Origin of the sequence: Stenotrophomonas sp. GD03777 (genome assembly GCF_029842485.1) — a bacterium.
GTDB classification, from domain to species: Bacteria; Pseudomonadota; Gammaproteobacteria; order Xanthomonadales; family Xanthomonadaceae; genus Stenotrophomonas; species Stenotrophomonas sepilia.
The window spans coordinates 1-4,303 of record NZ_JAOCGL010000180.1 but is presented as its reverse complement, the minus strand read 5'-3'; the positions used below and the strand labels follow the sequence as shown (position 1 = coordinate 4,303).

Annotated in this window: 3 protein-coding genes; all 3 read right to left on the bottom strand. The window is 68.9% G+C overall.

What is annotated here, in order from left to right; translation table 11 throughout:
• Window positions 1–2,469 (bottom strand): error-prone DNA polymerase (locus tag N5E02_RS20275; RefSeq protein WP_279946682.1); only part of this gene is annotated, 2,469 nt, incomplete at its 3' end.
• Window positions 2,470–2,475: 6 nt separating this feature from the next.
• On the bottom strand, window positions 2,476–3,885 hold the full coding sequence (locus tag N5E02_RS20270; RefSeq protein ID WP_005417086.1) for a DNA polymerase Y family protein: 1,410 nt from the start codon (window positions 3,883–3,885) through the stop codon (window positions 2,476–2,478).
• 9 nt (window positions 3,886–3,894) lie between these two features.
• On the bottom strand, window positions 3,895–4,303 hold a 409-nt coding region (gene imuA / locus N5E02_RS20265; RefSeq protein ID WP_279946681.1), incomplete at its 5' end, for a translesion DNA synthesis-associated protein ImuA.

Below are 4,303 nucleotides of genomic sequence, written 5' to 3'. Positions count from 1 at the left end.
CATGATGGCCTGCACGGCATCTTCGTTGCAGCCGTCGATCAGACGCAGGCCCAGACGGATCGCCGCCGGCCCCCTGCTGAAGTCCAGCGTGCAGTCCCAGTCGCTGTGGCGTACGTCCACGGGAAGAACGGTAATGCCATGCCGCCGCGCGTCCTGCAGCAGCTGGTCAGGGCTGTAGAAACCCAGCGGCTGGCTGTTGATCAGGCTGGCAGTGAACGCGGCGGGATGATGGCACTTCAGCCAGCAGCTGGCATAGGTCAGCAGGGCGAAGCTGGCGGCATGACTTTCCGGGAAACCGTAATCGCCGAATCCCTTGATCTGCTCGAACAGGTGCTCGCCGTATTCGCGGCTGAAGTTGTTTCTCAGCATGCCGGCCAGCAGTTTCTCGCGATGTGGTTCCAGCCCACCGCGGCGCTTCCAGGCCGCCATCGAACGGCGCAGGGCATCGGCCTCGCCCGGGGTGTAGCCGGCCGCATCCACCGCCAGCTGCATCACCTGCTCCTGGAACAATGGCACGCCCAGCGTACGCGCGAACACGCGTTCCAGCTGCGGTGGGTAGAGCGGGTTGTCCGGGTCGTTCAACGCGTCCGGGCCTTGTTCGCGCAGGATCCGGCGCCGCTCCAGGTAGGGGTGCACCATGTCGCCCTGGATCGGGCCGGGACGCACGATCGCCACTTCGATCACCAGATCGTAGAAGTTGCGTGGCTGCATGCGCGGCAGCATCGCCATCTGTGCGCGCGACTCGATCTGGAACACGCCGATGGTGTCGGCGGCGCTGATCATGTCGTAGGTGGGGGTGTCTTCGTCGGGGATCGCATCCATGCGCCCGCTGTGCAGGCCATGCTGTTTCAGCATCGCCAGGCATTTGCGGATGGCCGTGAGCATGCCCAATGCCAGGCAGTCGACCTTCATCAGGCCGGTGGCATCCAGGTCATCCTTGTCCCACTGGATGACGGTGCGGTCGGCCATCGCCGCGTTCTCCACCGGTACCAGGGTCGACAGTGGATGCTCGGAAATCACGAAACCGCCCGGGTGCTGCGACAGGTGGCGCGGAAAATCGATCAGCTCTGCGGTGAGTGCCAGCAGGCGCCGCATCAACGGCGTGTCCGGATCGAAGCCACGCTCGCGCAGGGTTTCCGGCAGCGGGATGTTGCCGCCCCAGTGGTCCATCGCCGCGCCCAGTTCGTTGACCTGGTCCATCGGCAGGCCCAGCGCGCGGGCCACGTCGCGGATCGCGCTGCGGCCACGGTAGCTGATCGCCACCGCGGTCAGTGCGGCGCGCTCGCGGCCGTAGCGCTTGAACACGTACTGCAGCACCTCCTCGCGCCGCTCGTGCTCGAAGTCGATGTCGATATCCGGTGGTTCGTCGCGCTCGGCGGAGATGAAGCGCTCGAACAGCAGGTTGCTGCGTGCCGGGTCGATCTCGGTCACGCCCAGCACGAAGCACACCGCTGAGTTGGCCGCTGAGCCACGGCCCTGGCAGAGGATGTCCTGGCTGCGCGCAAAGCGCACGATGTCCTGCACGGTGAGGAAGTAGGAGGCGTAGTTCTTCTGCTTGATCAGCGCCAGTTCGTGCTCGATCTGCGTGCGTTGCTTCGCTTCGATGCCGCCTTTCCAGCGCCACTGGATGCCGCGCTCGACCAGCACGCGCAGCCAGCTGTCCGGATCGTGTCCTTCGGGCACCAGCTCGCGCGGATAGGTGTACTGCAGCTGTTCCAGGGTGAAGTGGCAGCGCTCGGCGATGCGCAGGGTTTCAGCCAGCAGCTCGGGCGGATACAGCTGGGCCAGCGCGGTACGCGGGCGCAGGTGGCGCTCGCCATTGGGAAACAGGCGCCAGCCGGCCTCGGCCACGCTGCAGCGGTGGCGGATCGCGGTCAGCGTATCCTGCAGGGCGCGGCGGCGTCGCACGTGCATGTGCACGTCGCCACTGGCGACCAGGGGCAGGCGGTGGCGTTCGCCGAAGGCCTGCAGCTGCTGCAGGCGGCGTGCGTCATCGTGTTCGCGGTGCAGTTCCACCGCCAGCCACAGCCGATCATTGAAGCCGGTGCGCAGCAGTTCCAGGTCGGTAGCGGCCGGTTGCCGGTCCAGCCATAGACAGAGCAGGCCGTTGGGCAGGCCGAGCAGGTCCTCGCGCAGGCAGAGGTACTCGCCCTTGGCAGCCCGCCGCCGGCAGGTCGTGATCAACTGGCAGAGCCCGGCATAGGCGGCCTGGTCGGTGCACAGCAGGGCCAGCTTCGGCCCGTCCTCGACCTGGAATTCGGCACCGACGATCAGCGCCACGCCATGCGCCTTCGCCGCTTGCCAGGCACGCACGATGCCGGCCAGCGAGCATTCGTCGGTGATCGCCAACGCGCGGTAGCCCTGGCCAGCGGCGCGCGCGAACAACTCTTCGGCGATCGAAGCACCGCGCTGGAAACTGAAGGCCGACAGGCAGTGCAGTTCGGCGTAGCCGGGCAGTTCGCTGCGCATGGCGGCTCAGCCGAACCAGCCGTGCAGCATCCACGGCGCATGCGGATCGTTGCGCGCGCGGAAGGCCCAGCCGCGCTGGCCATGCGCGGTTTCCACCACGTAGTAGTCGCGGCGCGCGTCAGCCTGGTCCCACCAGCCCGATTCGATCCGCTCCGGCCCGGCGATGATGCGCAGGCGCGGGTCACGCAGCGGCTGTGGAGCGTCCAGCAGCCAACCGGGGCGCAGTGGCCAGTATGCCGGTGGCCTGGCTGCTGGCTGGGTGCCGCTGGCGCGTTCGGGGCGATGGTCGGCCTGCACTGCCAGCGGCTGCACGGCGTCATCGCCGAGCCGCGCGCGCAGGCGCTCACGCAGCTGGTTCCACGGCATCGCCTGCGCCGGACGGGTATCGAACAGGTCACGCGCGGCGGGCACGAACGGCGGCAGCTGTTCGGCCTGCAGGCGCAGTGCGCGGCTGCCGGCCGGCAGGGCGAACGCTTCCATGCGGTTGCGCGCGATCTCGAACAGCAACGCGGGATCGCGTTCGGGCGCCAACAGGCCGATGGTCAGCACGCTGGCCGGCAACAGGTCATGCTCGAAATGCAGGTCGAAGCGCTGCACGCCGCCATCGCGCGAACACAGGAACGCGGCCAGGTCGAGCAGCAGGCGGCGCAGCGGGAACAGCAGGGCCTGGCTGGATTCGATCTCGTATTCGAATTCGATGCGCGCATCGAAACGGTCCGGTGGCTGGTAGTAGCGCAATGGCGCGGTGGGCAGCCCGCGCAATGCATCCAGCTGCTGCAGGACCTCGGGGGCGAAGCGCCGGGCCAGGCTGTCGCGCGGCAGCTTGAGCACCGCGCCCAACGTGCGCAGGCCGGAACGGCCAAGCACCGTCACCGCCTCGCTGGGCAGGCCGCAGCGCGCCAGGGGCAGCTGCGCCAGCGCCGCCGGCAGCTGCTGCGCATCAAGGCCGAGGCCATCGTGGACGTTGGCCAGCACGCGCGCGGCATGTGGGGTAGGCGCGGCCACCAGGCGGTGGCGGAAGCCGAGTTCGTGCAGTTCGTTGCGCAGGCGCTGCTGGATCGTCAGCCAGTCACCGAACAGGGCGCGGCTGGCACCGATTTCCAGCACCAGCGCATGCGGAAAATCGAGGCTGACCTGCGAGCTGTAGGCATAGGCCCAGCTGGCCAGCAGCTGCCGGGTGTGCTGTTCGGCATTGGGGTCGTAGTCGTGCAGGTGCATGTCCTGCACCAGTACCTGTGCAGCCGACAGCAGCATGCCCGGGCGCAACCCCGCGGCGCGTGCTGACGGGCTGACTGCACGCACTACGCGTCGCTGTGCCGGCCCCTGCAGCAGCACCAAGGGCCGCTGTGGGTCGGGCTGCAGGCGCAGCACGCTGTCCAGCGCCAACTGCGGCAACAACAGGCAGGCCCAGTGCATGGCGCGTCCTCAGTGGGCGATGGCCAGCGGCAACGGTTGTGCCGGCGGCAGGCCGCCACGGCACTTCAGCACCCGCACCTGGCCGTGGTCGAGCTGCAGGCGCAGGCTGGCCGGGGAGGGATTGCGCGCGGCCTGCGCCTCGCGGAACACGAAGCCCAGGCACTGGCCGCTGTCGGCGGCCACCTGCAGGCGGCGCAGGGCGCGGTCGTCGGCTTGATGCGGCCAGCACAGTACCGCCGCGCAGGCCGCAGAGCGCAGGCACTGTTCGGCGGCCCACAGTGCCTGCTTCGGCGTGGCCTGGATGACCTTCAGCTGGGCCAGTTCCAGCCCGGCCGCTGCCCAGGCCGGAGCGTGCGGGCGATAGGGCGGAGCGACCAGCACGATCGGGCGGTCGCGCTGGCTCAGCCTGGCCAGTGCC

Bases quoted from the DNA above. Each gene is read 5' to 3' on its own strand.
- N5E02_RS20270 (WP_005417086.1), bottom strand. From the start codon at position 3,885: ATGCACTGGGCCTGCCTGTTGTTGCCGCAGTTGGCGCTGGACAGCGTG.